This is a genomic window from Blastomonas ursincola (genome assembly GCF_013607875.1).
GTDB classification, from domain to species: Bacteria; Pseudomonadota; Alphaproteobacteria; order Sphingomonadales; family Sphingomonadaceae; genus Blastomonas; species Blastomonas ursincola.
Map to the genome: position 1 here is coordinate 961,600 of NZ_VDES01000002.1, position 13,289 is coordinate 974,888.

Genomic DNA, 13,289 nt, shown 5'->3' on the forward strand with positions numbered 1-13,289 from the left:
TTGACGACAGGAGCAAGATGATATGCGCAAATTGTTGAGCCTTATGGCTATTTCGATCGGCCTCGCCTCCAGTCCTGCAATTGCGCAGCAGGCCGAGGTCAAGTTGTGGCGGCTCGATTGTGGCACGGTCGCGGCCAATGACCTCAACGCCTTTTCGGATACGAAGGCCTATACCGGCAAGTCGAAGCAGCTCGCGAGCAGCTGCTATCTGATCCAGCATGGCAGCGACTACATGCTCTGGGATACGGGGCTGCCCGCCGCGATGAAGGGCAAGCCGCTCGACAGCAAGGCCGCGATGGACGCGACCGTGACCCTTACGATCAAGGAACAGCTGGCGACGTTGAATGTCGATCCCGCCTCGATCAAATATGTCGCGGTCAGCCATTATCATTTCGACCATATCGGTCAGCTCGCCGATTTTCCCGGTGCGACGCTGCTCGTCGGCAAGAACGACTGGCAGGTGGTGACCACCGATCCCGTTACCTATGGCGCCGACCCCAAGCCGTTCGAGGCGTGGATCAAGGGCGGCAGCAAGGTCGAGGCGGTGGCGAACGACAAGGACGTGTTCGGCGACGGCTCGGTCACAATGCTGCGGCTGCCTGGGCACACGCCGGGGCATAATGGGCTGCTGGTGCGCCTGAAGAGAAAGCCGGTGCTGCTCACCGGCGATCTCGCGCATTTCAGCGAAAACTATAAGAGCAACGGCGTGCCCACCTTCAATTACGATCGGGCTGAAACGCTCGCTTCGCTTGACCGGTTCAAGAAACTGGCCGACAATCTGGGTGCGACAGTGATCATTCAGCACGAACCGGCAGACATCAAGAAATTGCCGGCATTTCCCCAGGCAGCGGAGTAGGATAGTGACCAAGGACAAGAAGAACGGCTGGTCCAGCGGCGCCATGGCAGGCGCGGCGGTGGGATCGGCGGCGCTGGCAGCGGCATTGCTCTATGTCGGCAAGCAGTTCACCAAGCCTAAGACCGGCGCGGCTCCCAAGCCCGAAGAGCCCGGTGCCGAAGCGACCGAGGGACCCCATGCAACCGATTGATCGTGTGGAAGGCCGGGCCATCCCCTTCGGCCGCAAGAATGTCGATACCGATATCATCATCCCGGCGCAGTGGCTGAAGACCATCAGCCGCGAAGGGCTCGGCAAGGGAGCGTTCGAGACGGTACGGGCCGAGCCCGGCAATGTGTTCGACGATCCTGAATTTGCCGGCGCGCCGATCCTGATCGCGGGCGACAATTTCGGCTGCGGATCGAGCCGCGAACATGCCGCCTGGGCGCTGGCCGACCTTGGCATCACCGCCGTGATCGCGCCGAGCTTTTCGGATATCTTCTCGAGCAATGCGTTCAAGAACGGCATCCTCACCGTGGTGCTGCCGCAGGACGCGGTCGACCGGCTGATGGAGGTCGCTGCGACCGATCCGATCCATATCGATCTGGAAAGCCAGACCGTCACCACGCCGTTTCAGGACCGTTTCAGCTTCGAGATCGACCCGTTCCGCAAGACCTGCCTGATGCAGGGGCTGGACGAGATCGGCCTGACGCTGGCCAAGACCGACGCGATCAGCGCCTATGAGGCGAAGCTGGCGAGCGAAAAGCCCTGGCTGGTGCCTGCAGCTGCATGAATTCGTCATTCCCGCGAACGCGGGAATCCCGCTTCCGCGCCGAGCATTGGATAAAGCGGGACCCCCGCCTGCGTGGGGGTGACGGGGAATAATCACAAACAACTGGAGAGAGCCCTAAGATGAAAGCCCTTTTGTCGAACGCCGCAGGCGGCCCCGAAACGCTGGAAATGACCGAGGTCGACGCGCCGGTGGCCGGCCCTGGTGAGCTGCTGGTCGCCGTCAAGGCCTGCTCGATCAACTTCCCCGACGCGCTGATCATCAAGGACATGTATCAGCTCAAGCCCCAGCGCCCGTTTGCGCCTGGCAGCGAGATTGCCGGCATCGTCGAGGCGGTGGGCGAGGGCGTCACCGGCTGGGCGGTGGGCGACCGCGTGATCGCGGGCACCGGCTTTGGCGGGCTGGTCGAGAAAAAGGCGGTTCCGGCCGCCGGAGCCTATAAGCTCCCCGACCAGTTCAGCTTCGAACAGGGCGCATCGCTGCTGATGACCTATGGCACCTCGATCCACGCGCTCAAGGATCGCGGGCACATCAAGCCGGGCGATACGCTGCTGGTGCTGGGTGCGGCAGGCGGTGTCGGCCTGGCAGCGGTCGAACTCGGCAAGGCCTATGGCGCACGTGTCGTCGCGGCGGTGTCGAGCGAGGACAAGGCCAAGGCTGCGCGCGAGGCGGGCGCGGACGAGACCGTGGTCTACGAACGCCAGCCTTTTGACAAGGCGCAGTCCAAGGCCCTGGCCGATGCGTTCAAGCAGGCCGTCGGTCCCAATGGCGCGGACATCGTCTATGACGCGGTCGGCGGCGACTATTCCGAACCGGCGGTGCGCGCCATGGCCTGGGAGGGGCGCTTTCTCGTCGTCGGTTTCCCTGCAGGGATCGCCAAGCTGCCGCTCAACCTCACGCTGCTGAAGAGCTGCGATGTCTGCGGCGTGTTCTGGGGTGCGTTCGCCGCGCGCGAGCCTAAGCGCAATGCCGCCAATATCTCCGAGCTGTTCGATCTGTGGGCTGCGGGCAAGATCTCCCCGCGCATTTCGGAAAGCTTCAGCTTTGCCGACGCGCCCAAGGCCATCGCGAAGCTTGAAAATCGCGAGGCAATCGGCAAGCTTGTCGTGACGATGTAACCAGCGGAATCATGCGGTTTGGCGCTTGCCGCTGCGCCTGGCTCGGCCTATGCGCTAGCGTCAGACCTGCATGATCAACAAGGGATCGACATGACCAGTTTCAATGATCGCGAACGCGCATTCGAAGCCAAATTTGCCGCCGACGAGGACCTCCAGTTCCGCATCACTGCCCGCCGCAACCGCCTGGTCGGGCATTGGGCCGCGCAGCAGATGGGCCTTACCCCGGAAGAGACCGAGGCCTATGCCAAGTCGGTCGTTCAGGCCGATTTCGAGGAAGCGGGCGACGAGGACGTGATCCGCAAGCTGCTGGGCGATCTCGTGTCGGCTGGCGTCGATATCGACGAGCTGGGCGTGCGCACCGCGCTGGAAGCCAAGATGGCCGAAGCGCGTCGCCAGTTCATCGAAGAGGCGAACTGAGCCATGCCGATGGCCGCTGCCGATATCGAGGCGCTGATCAAGGCGGGCATCCCCGATGCCGAGGTCACGATCACCGATCTTGCGGGCGATGGCGACCATTATGCCGCCCATGTCGTGGCGGAGAGCTTCCGCCCGATGACGCGGCTTGCCCGCACGCGCGCGGTCTATGCCGCGCTCGGCGGGCGCATGGGCGGTGAGCTCCACGCCTTGCAACTGACCACCGCGCTTCCCAGCTAATTGTCATCTGCATATTCAAGGAAGCATCCCGATGACCGACACCGCACAGGCCCGTATCGCCGAGATCGTGAAAGCGAACGACGTCCTTCTGTTCATGAAGGGCACGCCGCTCTTCCCGCAATGCGGCTTTTCCAGCCGCGCCGTTGCCATTCTTGACCATCTGGGGGTGGATTACGAGAGCGTCGACGTGCTCCAGGATATGGAAGTTCGCCAGGGCATCAAGGAATTCTCCGACTGGCCCACCATTCCCCAGCTCTATGTGAAGGGCGAGTTCATCGGCGGATCGGACATCATGATGGAAATGTTCGAAGCCGGTGAACTGCAGACGCTGATGCAGGAAAAGGGCCTGGTTTCAGCGGGCTGAGCCTTGGTTCGCTGATCTTTTTCCACGTCACCCCCGCGAAAGCGGGGGTCCCGCTTCCTTACCGGCCGCGAAGTCTGAGCGGGATTCCCGCGTTCGCGGGAATGACGGTCAGGCCGCTTGCTGAGCCACCCGCGCCGCCCATGATCGACGCACCCCGTCCAGACAGAATACCGCGACCGCGCTCCAGATCAGCGCAAAGCAGATCGCGTGCGCCCGTGTGAACGGCTCGTCATAGACGAATACGCCGAGCATGAACTGGATCGTCGGGCCGATGAACTGGACGAAGCCCAGGGTCGACAACGGCATCTTGCGCGCGGCACTCGCGAACAGCAGCAGCGGAATGGTGGTGATCGCGCCGCCCGCGATCAGGAACGCGTCGGTATAGGGCGAATAGCCGAAGCCCGGTGTCGGGTCATAGAGATGGGCCCAAAGGGCATAACCGATCGCAAAGGGTAGCAGCAGCACCGTCTCGCAGGCGAGGCCCGGCAGCGAGCCGACCGGCGCCATCTTGCGTACCATGCCATACAGGCCGAACGATCCCGCGAGCGAGAGGCTGATCCAGATCGAGGCGAGCGATTCGCTCGCCAGCACCAGCACGCCTGCCGCCGCCAGCGTGATCGCGATCAGCTGGGTTCGGTTCATCCGTTCGCTGAAGAACAGCACGCCCAGTGCGACATTGATCAGCGGGTTGATGTAATAGCCCAGGCTTCCCGCCAGAATATGCTGGTTGGTGATGGCCCAGATATAGATCAGCCAGTTGGCCGCGATCAGCGTGGTGCTGGCGATCATGAAGCGGCGGGTGCGCGGGTCGCGGATGGCGGTCAGGAATTCGTGCAGCGACCTGCGCGCCCACAGGATGGCAAGCACCAGCAATACCGACCACATCACGCGGTGCGCGACGATTTCCACTGGGGAAATCCCCTGCAGCTGCTTAAAGAACAGCGGCATGAAGCCCCAGATGGTATAGGCGCCCACCGCCTCGGGCAGGCCGTTCAGTCGCTTGGCTTCACCGCTCATGGCGGCGCGTTAGAGGATGCCGCCGCCCAGCGATAGCCGGATAATGCAGACCACCAGCACGATCAGGCACAGGTTGCGACCCGTGTTGCTGCTCGACAGGAAGCCCAGCAGCACGCCGACCAGCGCGATCGGAACGATCAGCCAGTTGAGCGCGCCAAGCAGTGGCAGGAAAGCGGGGATGGCCAGCAGAAGTGCCACAAGGCCGATGATGATGGAGAGGATGTTCAGCATGTGTCTTATATGGATAAGACAGCACTTCGTTGCAAGAGTTTTCACGGTTCATCGCTGAAATGGCTCGTTTCGTCGGCGAAAAGACCGGAATCGCGCTTGTTGTTTCCCGTTCATGAAACTGCCTTTGAGGATGAATGTTGTTAGGTTCGAGCCGGGCCAAACGTCCGGAGCCAATTGTGGAGAAAGACCATGTTGAACCTTGCCCTTGCCAGTGCCGCTGCGTTTCTGAACCCCGCGCCGGCTGCTCCGGTCGCCCTGCCGGTCTCGACCAATTTCTATTCGCAGGATGCCGCCGAATTCCAGCGTCGCGACGAACGCCGCGCCTATCGCGAGGGTCGTCGTGACGGCCGCCGCGAAGCCCGCAACCGCTACTGGCGCGGCAATGACGGTCGCTATTATTGCCGCCGTGACAATGGCACGACCGGTCTTCTGGTCGGTGCAGGCGTCGGCGCCCTGGCCGGTAACGCGATTGCAGGCCGCGGCGACAAGACCCTCGGTGCCGTGATCGGCGGCCTGGGCGGCGCAGCGATCGGTCGCGAGATCGACCGCGGCAACGTTCGCTGCCGCTGATTTCACCACTACCCTGGTGATGCAGGGCCTCTCCCGGCAACGGGAGGGGCCTTTTGCTATGCGCTGAGGTCTTCGGCGAGCCTATCGATATCGGCATTCTCACGCACGATCTGCCAGCGATCGGGATGGCGGGTGTCGATCAGCACCACGCCCTTTTTCGGGCAGATGTCGAGGCAAGGCACCTCGACCACGCCGAGCCGCGCTTTGCGGCCCTTGCCCGCGGGCAGGCGGCGCTTGAGCGCCTTGGCGAGCGAGCGGTCGCCCTCGGGACCGAAGCTGGCCTTGGCGCGTTTCTGGCATTTCTTGCACACCAGCAGCGCATGCGACCAGTTGGCTCGGATTTCGGTTTTCATGGGGGGCAGATAGGAACGCGGGCGCGCGATTACACGCCCTTCCAGGTCTTTCGCTCTTCGGCGCTGCGCAGCACCGCATAGGCCGCCTGGATCGCCTGAAAGCGCGCGGCGGCTTCCTTGTCGCCCTGGTTGGTATCGGGATGATTGGCCTTGGCGAGACGACGATAGGCCTTTTTCACCTCTTCGAACTCGGCATGCACATCGCATTCGAGCACGTCGAGCGCGCGCATTTCGTCGCGGCTGCGCGATCCGTCGCCAGAGCCCGTCCAGCCGTGGAAAGCGGATTCGCGATAGCCCGAATTGTCGCGCTGTTCCTCGGCAGCGCGCGCCGCAGCCTCTTCCTTGTCGAGGCCCGCGAAATAGTCCCAGCCCTGGTTATATTCGGCAGCGTGGCGTTCGCAGAAATACCAGCGGTCGCGGCTGTTGGGCGATTTGGGCGCAGGGCAATTGCCCGGCTGATCGCACCCATGCCGATCGCACATCCGCACCTGCTGCGCTTCGCGGGAAGCGCCATAGCCCCGCCATCGCGGAAAACCCCAGTCGGTGGATCGTCTGCCTGCCATGTGCGGCATGTAGCGGTGCGAGCGGGGAAGGGCTAGGGGGTTGCGCGTTCGGGGAGAACGATGCTCGCCAGCACGGCGCGCCTGCCGGGGTCCAGTTCCTTGTGCGAAAGGGCAAGCCTTGCCCAGTAATCGGCTTCTCGCGGCGATCGGGGCACACCAAGACCGTCGGCATAGCGTCGCGCTTGAAGAAATTGCGATCCGGCAAAGCCCCCGCTCGCGCCGCGCATGCAATGGCGCACGGCATCGGCACTTGCCAGGTCATTGCGAAAATAGGCCAGTTCGCACAGCCAATGGTCGCCCTCGCGATTGCCCTTGGCGGCAAGGGCATCGAGCATGGCGGAAGCTGTGGCCGCATCACCGATATGCGCGCCCAGAGCGAACATCGCGAACGGATGTCCCTTGTCCGCCGCCTGCTGGAACAGGCTGCGTGCTCGTTCTTTGAGCGCGGCGACCTTGACGGGATCGCGCTCGCCGCGTGACTCGACGATGAGCAAGTCGCCGAGATGCGATTTGGCCTTGGCGTAATCCTGCGCTGCCGCCATTTCGTAAAGCTCGCGGGCGCGCGCAGCCTCTTCGGGCGCGTGGGCGCGAAGATAATAGCCCAGCTCCAGTTCGCCCGCCGGGTGTCCTTGCGCTGCCGATCGCTCCAGCCATGTACGTGCAGCGGCGAGATCCCTGGGCACCCCGACGCCAAACTCGAACATATAGCCGAGCAGATACTGTGCGACCGGATCGTTGTTTGCCTGCGCCGCACTGACCAGCGCAGGGACGCTCGCCTTGGTCAGCAGATCGGCGACGAGATAAGGTTCGTCCTCGGTGCCCAGTCGGTCGAGCGTGTATCCGGCGAGCAGATTGACGGTCTGCGGCATTGCCATGAGCAAGGCTCCCGGTGCGCTGCGGATCGCGCCTGTCCGGGCACGCGGGCGCTGCGGGGCGGGGGCTCCGGGCGAGGCGACGGAATCGTCCGGGCTGCCTGCTTCCAGCGGCATCAGGAAGAAATCCTCGCGGAACTGCCCGTAGCGCACCGGGTATTGTGCCGGATCGATGACCGGGCGCGTCCGTTCCTCGACATCGCGCGCGACGATCTTGAGATACTGGTCGAGCTCCAGCCCCGGAGTGGCGCTGTACTTGGCGATCGCGGCGGCGAATGGGCTGATCGCGTCGGCCTCGGGCGGGGCGTCGTCCAGCGCTGGGCTGCCCTTGACCGTCGAATAGAAAACCACGCCCTTGCCGCCGCGCGGCAGGCCGATGGTGCTCACCGCGCCATCACGTCCGCCCGGGTCGAGATCGGTCAGTTCGACCACCGCATCGAAGGAGCGGCAGGCATCGAGGAAGAACAGGTTGAACCTCTTCGCTCTTGCCGCGCCCATCAGCGCATCGAGTGGCAGGAAATGCTCGGCCAGGCCGTTCTTGCTGGCGAGGCGCGGCGCATCGACCGGGACGAGATAGTTCTCGCCGCCAAATTCGAAGCCATGACCGGCATAATAGATCAGCGCGGTGTCAGCGGCGGCGGAGAGCGTGGCGAATTCCTCGACCGCCCTGCGCGCTGTTACAGCATCGACGTCGACCAGCCGGATCACCCGGAACCCCGCTTTCGCGAAAACGCCGCACAGCCGCTCGACATCATTGGGTGCGTTGGCCAGGCCATCCCAGTCCGCCCCGTCATAGCCGCCATTGCCGATGAGCAACGCGACCCGCTGCGTCTGCGCAGCCGCGCCGCATTCCTTGCGCCCCGCGCCGATTTTGGCCGCAGGCGTCTGTGCGGAGGCTAATGAGGGCGCCAAGGCCACCAGCGCCAGAGCTGCCCCGGCGAGCAGAAAGTGACCCAGCGACTTAGGCTTCCCCATGGCGATCCCCCTGATCTGGAGGAAAACTACAGCCGGCGCGACAATTGCGCAACGGCGCCCGCCCCTTCATCGCTCCCCCATGTCGTTCGTCGAACGCTAAGGGTCTTGAAACCTCTTGCCTGCTATCTATCTCGCATTCGCAGCATAGATTGCAATTGAAGACGTTTCAGGGAAGTGCCACCAATGAGCCGCCAGTTGATGTTCGCAGCCATGCTCTCCATCGCGATGATGGCGACGTTCGTGCTCGGCTCCACGGCTTATGCCGGTGGCGATGCGGCGCAGGATTTTGCGCAGTGTGACCTGAACGAGCTGGAACAGTCGCCGGCCGCGATCGACTATTCGGTGCCGTCGAAGCTGGTGCTCGCCTCGATCTGAGCGGACCGCCGCCCCGGAAGCGCCGCATCCGGTGCGCCTGATCCGCCATACGCATGCAATTACAGAAAATCGCCAGAGGGTCTGTAAGCCGGGTTCTGTCCTGACCGTTGCCGGTCATGGGCAGCCATTCCTCTAGGCGGGGCATTGCTGCACCGCTCAAGCAACCAACCCGGGCGGCAAGGGGCCGAAACTCCCCTGGGACGCGCCTCCGCAAGCGGAAACCGTATCGCCAAATCCGCCCCTATTCGGTCTTGCTCCGGATGGGGTTTACCGTGCCGCGAACCGTTGCCGGCCGCGCGGTGCGCTCTTACCGCACCCTTTCAATGTTACCGGGCCGAAGCCTGTGGCAACCTGCTTTCTGTTGCACTGTCCCTGGGGTCTCCCCCGCCGGGCGTTACCCGGCATCCCTGTTTCGTGGAGCCCGGACTTTCCTCGCGCCATTTGCATGACCCGCGGCTGCCCGACCCTCTGGCTGCGCGCGGCCTAGCGCGGAACGGAGCGAAGCGCAATCAGCGCGTGCGCCCGGCGTCGCGGTCGAGCAGCAGCGCGAACAGGATCGCGCGGCACTCGCCGTCGATCTCGCCGGTAATGGTGCCCGGACGCCAGCGGCGCTGGAAGGCGGTGGTCGCAGCCCTGCCGTCGGAAATGTCATAGCCGAAGCGCTCGAGCGCGAGCATGAACGCGCCGTCGCTCCAATAGGGATCGACCAGCCGCCCCTCGGGGATCGGTAGCGCCAGCCGCACGCGCGCGAGCCGCTGCCAGTCGAACAGCTCGCCCGGGTCCTGCTTGCGCGCAGGCGCGATGTCGCTGTGCCCGACGACATTGGCGCGCGGGATATTATACCGGTCGACAATGTCCGCGACCAGCGGGATCAGCGCCGACATCTGCTCTTCGGGAAAGGGCCGATAGCCGAATTCATGGCCGGGATTGACGATCTCTATGCCGATGCTGGCGCTGTTCACATCGGTGATCCCGCGCCAGTGCGAACGGCCCGCGTGCCAGGCGCGGTCAGCCTCGTCGACCATGCGGATGATCTGGCCGTCCTCGGTCACGACATAATGGGCGGAGACCTTGGACGCGGGATTGGCGAGCCATTCGATCGCCGAGGGCGCATCCTGCATCCCGGTATAGTGCAGCACCAGCATGGTGATCGGCAGCTTGCGCTCGTCGAAATTCGGCGACGGGGTGTCGATCAAGATCTGGTCCCTTCCTTCATCAGCCGCGCCTTGGCGAGCTCGCGTGCCTTCTGGGCATTGCGGACGGCCACGATAGAGACGCCCACGAGCGCGATCAATCCGCCCGCGATCATCAGCCAGGTCAGCGGCGTTCCGAACCACCAGGTGGCAAAGGCGACCGAAATGACCGGGGTGGGGATGGTGAGCGGGCTCACGGTCGAGACGCTGTGCCGCTGCAGCAGCCAGACCATTGCGCCATGACCGCCGATGCTCGACCCGATCGCGGCATAGGCGGTCCAGGCATAGGTTTCTGCGGTGAGGTGCGGCAGCTTGGCCATGCCATTGGGCTCGAGCAGCAGCGCAAAGGGCAGGATGACGAGCGAGCCGATCAGCCCGAGCCAGCCGCTGATGTTGAGCACCCCGATACCGCCCAGATTGCGCTGGATCAGCGTCGCGGTGGCCCAGATGAGGCTGCCGACAGCGGAGATCGCGATCGCGGGCAGTTCCTTGCCCGCCGCCGGATCGAACACCAGCAGCATCACCCCGAACAGCGCCAGCACGATGCCGATCAGGCGCGGAATGCCGATCTTTTCCTTGAGGAAGATGACCGCGAGAATCAGCGAGAAGGGCACGCCGAGCTGACCCGCAATCGCCAGCGCGCTGACATTGTTGCTGACCTTGAGCGACAGGCCGACCGCGACATAGAACAGCCCGCCGCTGAGCACGCCGAGCGTCGCGATAAGCTTCATCCGCCCTGGCACGATGCGCAGGAACGGCAGGCAGACGAGGGCGACGATCGCCTGGCGCAGGAACGCGCCGGGCAAGGCGCCTGCGCTGTCTACCGCCGATTTCATCGCGATGATGTTGAAGCCCCAGAGCAGCATCATCATCACCGCCACGGCCCAGTCGAGCCGGCCAAAGCCGCGTTCGGGCAGGTCCTGGAGGTGCGAATCGGGCTGCATGCGCGCAGGCATAGGGCAAATGCCCGGCTAGAACAGCATTTTGCTGCGCTTGCGAACGATCAGGCGAGCGGTGGGGGCAGCGCCGACAGGCCGGTGCGGCCCGGCACCGCCTTGCAATGCAGCCCGCGCATCTCGCGCGCGCTGGAAAACAGCGCGGTCTGGTCCATCACCGTTTCTGCAGCGCCCAGCATCAGCAGGCCGTCGTCCTCGAGCGTCTGTTCGAGCTTGGCATAGGCGATCGAGCGCGTTTCGGGGGCAAAATACATCAGCACATTGCGGCACAGGATGATGTCGAACCGGCCCTTTTCGGTGCGAGGCTTGAGGATGTTGTCCTCCTGAAAGCGCACCATCTGCTGCAGCCGCGGATCGATCACCCAATCTTCGCCGTCCTGGGTGAAATAGCGCAGCATGTAATCGACCGATAGGCCGCGCTGGATTTCGAACTGGGTATAGCGGCCCGATCTTGCCTTGGCGATCACCGAGGCGGAAATGTCGGTGCCGACGATCTCGATGTTCCAGCCATCCCAGAGCTCGCGGTCGGTATCGATCAGCATCGCGACCGAATAGGCTTCCTGTCCCGTCGAACAGCCCGCGCACCAGATGCGCAGCGACTTGCGCGCGGCGCGACGCTCGCGCAGCTGGGGAAGGGCTTCGCTGCGCAGTGTCGCGAACAGCGCGATGTCGCGGAAGAAGAAGCTCTCGTTGTTGAGCATCAGTTCGAGCGATTCCTGCAGCAGCCGCTCGTTCTCGGGATCGGAGAGCACCGCGACGAGCGCGTCGAGATCGGGAATGGCATGGTGCTTGAGCAGCGGCGCGAGCGCGGTCTGGATCCGCCAGTAGCGGCTGGGCGCAATCTGCTGGCCGGTCCGCGTCTCCAGAAGTCCGGCAAGGATGCGCGTAGCATCGGCTGCGGGCTGGGCATGAATCATGTTGCGCTCTCCAGCCAGCAATCGGCAATGAACCCGGCTATCCCGGCGGGCGGCAGGATCACGCTGGCCAGGCCTGCGCGCGCGACGCTGCCGGGCATGCCCCAGACGGTACTCGTTTCTATATCCTGCACGTAAACGGGAGCCCCCTGTTCGGCGAGCGCACGTGCGCCTGCCAGTCCGTCCGATCCCATGCCGCTCAGCATCACCCCGGCGCCGCTCGCGCCGAACCAGCGTGCCACCGCCTGCATCATCGGATCGACCGATGGCTTGTAGGCGCTGGCGGGCCAGTCGGGCAGCAGATTGATCCGCACCTGGCCGTCGGCTCTCTCCAGACCCAGATGCGCATCGCCGGGCGCGCAGTAGATATGGCCGCGCTGCAGCCTTGCGCCCTGAACCGCCATGCTGACCGGGCGCAGCTTCAGTTCGTCGATATGCCGCACGAAATGCGGCATGAAATCGGTCGGCAGGTGCTGGGTGATCAGGATCGGCGCATCGACGCGCGGGTCGAGCGCGGTGAGCAGCTGGTGGATGGCCGGAATGCCGCCGGTGGACGAACCGATCGCGATACACTGCAGCGGACACAAAGTGAGCGCGGGGCGGGCGAGCACGACCGGCACCGGATCATGCCGGGAGCGGCGACCATCGGCGAGCAGTTGCAGGCGCTGGTGCAGCGCGGCCACGAACTCGCGCGAGTAGAATTGCCGGTCGGGCTTGGACAAGGTGTCGCTGGCACCCAGCGCAAGCGCGCGAATGCTGGCCGGCGCGCCATCGCCGCAATGCGACGAAAGCACCAGGATACAGGCCTGCTGACTGCGCTGCAGCAGATCGGGCAGCGCGTCGAGCCCGTCACGGTTCGGCATCTCGATATCGAGGATGATGATGTCGACGCCGTGCTGCGTCAGAAAGTCGAGCGCTGCTTCGGCCGACGGCACGCTCGCTGCCACTTCGAAGCCCGACAGCGATTCGACGATGCGCTGGATGATCGACCGGGTGACCAGGCTGTCGTCGACGATCAGCACGCGGCTTTGCGCACCGTGCGGCATCGCCCGGTGAAATCCCGCTCGGGCTGTCGCCTGCTGTCCCGCCCCCGGCATGGCCGCTTTCCTTCCGCTGCGGTTCAGGCGCAGCCGACGATTTGCAGCTTGCTGTGGAGCGTCTCTCGATCGAACGGCTTCATCACATATTCGTCGGCACCCGCCTCGATGGCCGCCTGAATATGGCCCCGGCCGTTCTCGGTGGTGCAGAACACGACCTTGGGATGCTGTCCGCCCTCTTCCTTGCGCAGCGCGCAGAGAAATTCCATGCCGCCCATGACCGGCATGTTCCAGTCGAGCAGGACGACATCGGGCATCGATTTGCCGCAATGGTCGAGCGCCTCGCTGCCATCGGCGGCTTCGGACACGGCAAAATCCAGCGTTTCCAGAATGTGCCGCGCAACCTTGCGGATCACCTTGCTGTCATCGACGACCAGACACGTTTTCATCAAAGCGGCCTCCCTGCGGCACATG

The 13,289-nt window shown here is 64.2% G+C and carries 19 protein-coding genes and 1 other RNA gene; 9 read left to right on the forward strand and 11 right to left on the reverse strand.

The window, feature by feature from the left end:
- The first annotated feature begins 22 nt into the window (after positions 1–22).
- From FG486_RS10700 to grxD, 7 genes are all read left to right on the forward strand, one after another.
- The gene (locus tag FG486_RS10700; protein WP_181267485.1) at positions 23–856 is read left to right on the forward strand and encodes an N-acyl homoserine lactonase family protein; all 834 of its coding nucleotides are present in this window, start codon (positions 23–25) and stop codon (positions 854–856) included.
- Between the two features lie 4 nt (positions 857–860).
- Positions 861–1,046: a hypothetical protein gene (locus FG486_RS10705; protein WP_060977178.1), complete on the forward strand. Its 186-nt coding sequence runs from the start codon at positions 861–863 to the stop codon at positions 1,044–1,046.
- Positions 1,033–1,626, forward strand: a complete 594-nt coding sequence (gene leuD / locus FG486_RS10710; protein ID WP_181267486.1) for a 3-isopropylmalate dehydratase small subunit — start codon at positions 1,033–1,035, stop codon at positions 1,624–1,626. Before FG486_RS10705 ends, leuD begins: the two co-directional genes overlap by 14 nt.
- A gap of 119 nt (positions 1,627–1,745) precedes the next feature.
- Positions 1,746–2,741 carry an NADPH:quinone oxidoreductase family protein gene (locus tag FG486_RS10715; RefSeq protein WP_181267487.1) on the forward strand — a complete coding sequence of 332 codons (996 nt, stop codon included), beginning with the start codon at positions 1,746–1,748 and terminating at the stop codon, positions 2,739–2,741.
- Positions 2,742–2,831: 90 nt separating this feature from the next.
- Complete coding sequence (locus FG486_RS10720) at positions 2,832–3,158, forward strand: DUF1476 domain-containing protein (RefSeq protein ID WP_060977285.1); 327 nt, start codon at positions 2,832–2,834, stop codon at positions 3,156–3,158.
- Positions 3,159–3,161: 3 nt separating this feature from the next.
- Positions 3,162–3,395 carry a BolA/IbaG family iron-sulfur metabolism protein gene (locus tag FG486_RS10725; RefSeq protein ID WP_023836414.1) on the forward strand — a complete coding sequence of 78 codons (234 nt, stop codon included), beginning with the start codon at positions 3,162–3,164 and terminating at the stop codon, positions 3,393–3,395.
- Between the two features lie 31 nt (positions 3,396–3,426).
- Positions 3,427–3,759: a Grx4 family monothiol glutaredoxin gene (gene grxD / locus FG486_RS10730; protein WP_060977175.1), complete on the forward strand. Its 333-nt coding sequence runs from the start codon at positions 3,427–3,429 to the stop codon at positions 3,757–3,759.
- A gap of 108 nt (positions 3,760–3,867) precedes the next feature.
- Here the strand turns inward: grxD and rarD are convergent, their stop codons facing one another.
- Positions 3,868–4,776 (reverse strand): EamA family transporter RarD, encoded by a 909-nt coding sequence (gene rarD, locus FG486_RS10735; protein WP_181267488.1) that lies wholly within the window; start codon positions 4,774–4,776, stop codon positions 3,868–3,870.
- 9 nt (positions 4,777–4,785) lie between these two features.
- Positions 4,786–5,007: a hypothetical protein gene (locus FG486_RS10740; protein WP_060977173.1), complete on the reverse strand. Its 222-nt coding sequence runs from the start codon at positions 5,005–5,007 to the stop codon at positions 4,786–4,788.
- Between the two features lie 189 nt (positions 5,008–5,196).
- Between FG486_RS10740 and FG486_RS10745 the strand changes: the two genes are divergently transcribed.
- On the forward strand, positions 5,197–5,577 hold the full coding sequence (locus tag FG486_RS10745; protein ID WP_181267489.1) for a glycine zipper 2TM domain-containing protein: 381 nt from the start codon (positions 5,197–5,199) through the stop codon (positions 5,575–5,577).
- 56 nt (positions 5,578–5,633) lie between these two features.
- Here the strand turns inward: FG486_RS10745 and FG486_RS10750 are convergent, their stop codons facing one another.
- From FG486_RS10750 to FG486_RS10760, 3 genes are read right to left on the reverse strand one after another with little or no spacing between them, the layout of a single operon-like run.
- The gene (locus FG486_RS10750) at positions 5,634–5,930 is read right to left on the reverse strand and encodes a (2Fe-2S) ferredoxin domain-containing protein (RefSeq protein WP_181267490.1); all 297 of its coding nucleotides are present in this window, start codon (positions 5,928–5,930) and stop codon (positions 5,634–5,636) included.
- A gap of 29 nt (positions 5,931–5,959) precedes the next feature.
- Positions 5,960–6,493 (reverse strand): J domain-containing protein, encoded by a 534-nt coding sequence (locus FG486_RS10755; RefSeq protein WP_066279570.1) that lies wholly within the window; start codon positions 6,491–6,493, stop codon positions 5,960–5,962.
- Between the two features lie 32 nt (positions 6,494–6,525).
- Complete coding sequence (locus tag FG486_RS10760; RefSeq protein ID WP_181267491.1) at positions 6,526–8,340, reverse strand: caspase family protein; 1,815 nt, start codon at positions 8,338–8,340, stop codon at positions 6,526–6,528.
- A 183-nt stretch (positions 8,341–8,523) separates the two neighbouring features.
- Here FG486_RS10760 and FG486_RS10765 point away from each other — a divergent pair, with 183 nt between their 5' ends.
- Positions 8,524–8,715, forward strand: a complete 192-nt coding sequence (locus tag FG486_RS10765) for a hypothetical protein (protein ID WP_066279566.1) — start codon at positions 8,524–8,526, stop codon at positions 8,713–8,715.
- Between the two features lie 68 nt (positions 8,716–8,783).
- On the opposite strand, the gene rnpB is transcribed toward FG486_RS10765, so the two are convergent.
- The 6 genes from rnpB to FG486_RS10795 form a co-directional block, all read right to left on the reverse strand.
- An RNA gene (gene rnpB, locus FG486_RS10770) (RNase P RNA component class A) lies at positions 8,784–9,187 on the reverse strand.
- A 37-nt stretch (positions 9,188–9,224) separates the two neighbouring features.
- Positions 9,225–9,860, reverse strand: coding sequence for an N-acetylmuramoyl-L-alanine amidase (locus tag FG486_RS10775; RefSeq protein ID WP_241695782.1), 636 nt, complete (start codon positions 9,858–9,860; stop codon positions 9,225–9,227).
- Positions 9,861–9,907: 47 nt separating this feature from the next.
- The gene (locus tag FG486_RS10780; protein WP_241695693.1) at positions 9,908–10,864 is read right to left on the reverse strand and encodes a DMT family transporter; all 957 of its coding nucleotides are present in this window, start codon (positions 10,862–10,864) and stop codon (positions 9,908–9,910) included.
- Positions 10,865–10,911: 47 nt separating this feature from the next.
- Complete coding sequence (locus FG486_RS10785) at positions 10,912–11,781, reverse strand: CheR family methyltransferase (RefSeq protein WP_066278339.1); 870 nt, start codon at positions 11,779–11,781, stop codon at positions 10,912–10,914.
- Positions 11,778–12,875 carry a chemotaxis protein CheB gene (locus FG486_RS10790; RefSeq protein ID WP_137775314.1) on the reverse strand — a complete coding sequence of 366 codons (1,098 nt, stop codon included), beginning with the start codon at positions 12,873–12,875 and terminating at the stop codon, positions 11,778–11,780. The genes FG486_RS10785 and FG486_RS10790 overlap by 4 nt, the downstream gene beginning before the upstream one ends.
- Before the next feature lie 23 nt (positions 12,876–12,898).
- Positions 12,899–13,264 (reverse strand): response regulator, encoded by a 366-nt coding sequence (locus FG486_RS10795; protein ID WP_181267493.1) that lies wholly within the window; start codon positions 13,262–13,264, stop codon positions 12,899–12,901.
- Positions 13,265–13,289 lie beyond the last annotated feature (25 nt).

What these genes read in the sequence shown, in the direction of transcription:
- FG486_RS10700 (WP_181267485.1), top strand. Translation starts at nt 23, where the DNA reads ATGCGCAAATTGTTGAGCCTTATGGCTATTTCGATCGGCCTCGCCTCC.
- leuD (WP_181267486.1), top strand. Translation starts at nt 1,033, where the DNA reads ATGCAACCGATTGATCGTGTGGAAGGCCGGGCCATCCCCTTCGGCCGC.
- FG486_RS10715 (WP_181267487.1), top strand. Translation starts at nt 1,746, where the DNA reads ATGAAAGCCCTTTTGTCGAACGCCGCAGGCGGCCCCGAAACGCTGGAA.
- FG486_RS10720 (WP_060977285.1), top strand. Translation starts at nt 2,832, where the DNA reads ATGACCAGTTTCAATGATCGCGAACGCGCATTCGAAGCCAAATTTGCC.
- FG486_RS10725 (WP_023836414.1), top strand. Translation starts at nt 3,162, where the DNA reads ATGCCGATGGCCGCTGCCGATATCGAGGCGCTGATCAAGGCGGGCATC.
- grxD (WP_060977175.1), top strand. Translation starts at nt 3,427, where the DNA reads ATGACCGACACCGCACAGGCCCGTATCGCCGAGATCGTGAAAGCGAAC.
- rarD (WP_181267488.1), bottom strand. Translation starts at nt 4,776, where the DNA reads ATGAGCGGTGAAGCCAAGCGACTGAACGGCCTGCCCGAGGCGGTGGGC.
- FG486_RS10740 (WP_060977173.1), bottom strand. Translation starts at nt 5,007, where the DNA reads ATGCTGAACATCCTCTCCATCATCATCGGCCTTGTGGCACTTCTGCTG.
- FG486_RS10745 (WP_181267489.1), top strand. Translation starts at nt 5,197, where the DNA reads ATGTTGAACCTTGCCCTTGCCAGTGCCGCTGCGTTTCTGAACCCCGCG.
- FG486_RS10750 (WP_181267490.1), bottom strand. Translation starts at nt 5,930, where the DNA reads ATGAAAACCGAAATCCGAGCCAACTGGTCGCATGCGCTGCTGGTGTGC.
- FG486_RS10755 (WP_066279570.1), bottom strand. Translation starts at nt 6,493, where the DNA reads ATGGCAGGCAGACGATCCACCGACTGGGGTTTTCCGCGATGGCGGGGC.
- FG486_RS10760 (WP_181267491.1), bottom strand. Translation starts at nt 8,340, where the DNA reads ATGGGGAAGCCTAAGTCGCTGGGTCACTTTCTGCTCGCCGGGGCAGCT.
- FG486_RS10765 (WP_066279566.1), top strand. Translation starts at nt 8,524, where the DNA reads ATGAGCCGCCAGTTGATGTTCGCAGCCATGCTCTCCATCGCGATGATG.
- FG486_RS10775 (WP_241695782.1), bottom strand. Translation starts at nt 9,860, where the DNA reads ATGCTGGTGCTGCACTATACCGGGATGCAGGATGCGCCCTCGGCGATC.
- FG486_RS10780 (WP_241695693.1), bottom strand. Translation starts at nt 10,864, where the DNA reads ATGCCTGCGCGCATGCAGCCCGATTCGCACCTCCAGGACCTGCCCGAA.
- FG486_RS10785 (WP_066278339.1), bottom strand. Translation starts at nt 11,781, where the DNA reads ATGATTCATGCCCAGCCCGCAGCCGATGCTACGCGCATCCTTGCCGGA.
- FG486_RS10790 (WP_137775314.1), bottom strand. Translation starts at nt 12,875, where the DNA reads ATGCCGGGGGCGGGACAGCAGGCGACAGCCCGAGCGGGATTTCACCGG.
- FG486_RS10795 (WP_181267493.1), bottom strand. Translation starts at nt 13,264, where the DNA reads ATGAAAACGTGTCTGGTCGTCGATGACAGCAAGGTGATCCGCAAGGTT.